Origin of the sequence: Cellulosilyticum ruminicola JCM 14822 (genome assembly GCF_001311925.1) — a bacterium.
GTDB classification, from domain to species: domain Bacteria; phylum Bacillota; class Clostridia; order Lachnospirales; family Cellulosilyticaceae; genus Cellulosilyticum; species Cellulosilyticum ruminicola.
In genome coordinates, this window is record NZ_BBCG01000163.1 from 1 (window position 1) to 1,194 (window position 1,194).

The following is a 1,194-nucleotide window of genomic DNA, read 5'->3' on the forward strand; positions in this document are numbered from 1 at the left end:
GTTATCGCTATTCCCTAGCGACTTGTATAATAATACAGTATAAAAAAGGATTCGTCAATACCTTTTTTTACTTTTATTTAAAACTTTATTTATACCATAAAGAATATGAGGATTTTCTAGTAATCCTCATATTCTTTATGCTTTTCTTTCTCTATTTTTTTCTCTTTAATACGTTGCCTTAATACAACAAAGAATACTATTACTGCACCAATACCACACAGTATCCAAAATATGAAATATAATGCGATTGCTATACACATTTTAGATCATCCTTCATTAATTAATTTATCAATCTATTAAAAACAACTTATTAATATAGTAATTATTCGTTAATCACAACAGCTGTCCCATAAGCTACCATTTCAGCAGCACCTGCCATTACAGCTGATGACATTAGTCTAAGTCCTACAATTGCATTTGCTCCCATACCTTTAGCTTCATCTACCATTCTACCTATAGCAATTTGTCTAGCTTCAGTGAGCATTTCATTATAACCATTTAGTTCTCCACCTACTAAGTTCTTGAAACTAGCGCCAATATCTCTCCCAATATTTTTGCATCTTACACTACTACCTTTTACTAAGCCTTTAACCTCTATAATTTCTTTACCTGGTACTGTATCTGTAGTTACAATGAGCATTTCTATTTCCCCCTTTGTATGCTTATAAGAATAATTACAATACATTATACAATTAATTCTTGATTATATCTATATAAAAAATAAAAACCTAGATAGCGAAGTATCTAGGTTTTTATTAAATACGTATCCACAGGGATTCGAACCCCGGACCCACGCCTTAGAAGGGCGTTGCTCTATCCAGCTGAGCTATGGATACATACTAAGCGGGTGATGGGAATCGAACCCACGTAGTCAGCTTGGAAGGCTGAAGTTCTACCATTGAACTACACCCGCAAGAGTTATGAGCCACCGGGGAATCGAACCCCGGACAACTTGATTAAAAGTCAAGTGCTCTACCGACTGAGCTAGTGACCCATGAATTTGGCAACCACTTACTTTCCCAGGCCGTCTCCAGCCAAGTATCATCAGCCGCTTAGGTCTTAACCGACGTGTTCGGGATGGGAACGGGTGTGTCCCCTAAGCGCATCGTCACCAAAAAGTTTTAGAGTATATATATGAACAATGAAAAATCATTGGAATGTTTACTAAGTGAATTTTCATCATTTATACTCTCA

At 36.1% G+C, this 1,194-nt stretch carries 2 protein-coding genes, 3 tRNA genes and 1 rRNA gene; all 6 read right to left on the reverse strand.

Annotated elements, in window-relative coordinates; genetic code table 11:
• Positions 1–116 precede the first annotated feature (116 nt).
• The 6 genes from JCM14822_RS20880 to rrf all read right to left on the reverse strand — a co-directional run bounded on the left by JCM14822_RS20880 (position 117) and on the right by rrf (position 1,116).
• The gene (locus tag JCM14822_RS20880; RefSeq protein WP_157047919.1) at positions 117–260 is read right to left on the reverse strand and encodes a hypothetical protein; all 144 of its coding nucleotides are present in this window, start codon (positions 258–260) and stop codon (positions 117–119) included.
• 62 nt (positions 261–322) lie between these two features.
• Positions 323–640: a heavy metal-binding domain-containing protein gene (locus tag JCM14822_RS18645; RefSeq protein WP_054744152.1), complete on the reverse strand. Its 318-nt coding sequence runs from the start codon at positions 638–640 to the stop codon at positions 323–325.
• 122 nt (positions 641–762) lie between these two features.
• Positions 763–836: transfer RNA gene (locus tag JCM14822_RS18650), tRNA-Arg, on the reverse strand.
• A 6-nt stretch (positions 837–842) separates the two neighbouring features.
• Positions 843–913 (reverse strand) — tRNA-Gly (locus JCM14822_RS18655).
• A gap of 8 nt (positions 914–921) precedes the next feature.
• Positions 922–994: transfer RNA gene (locus JCM14822_RS18660), tRNA-Lys, on the reverse strand.
• A 4-nt stretch (positions 995–998) separates the two neighbouring features.
• Positions 999–1,116, reverse strand: a 5S ribosomal RNA gene (rrf, locus tag JCM14822_RS18665).
• Positions 1,117–1,194 lie beyond the last annotated feature (78 nt).

Bases quoted from the DNA above. Each gene is read 5' to 3' on its own strand.
- JCM14822_RS18645 (WP_054744152.1), bottom strand. From the start codon at position 640: ATGCTCATTGTAACTACAGATACAGTACCAGGTAAAGAAATTATAGAG.
- JCM14822_RS20880 (WP_157047919.1), bottom strand. From the start codon at position 260: ATGTGTATAGCAATCGCATTATATTTCATATTTTGGATACTGTGTGGT.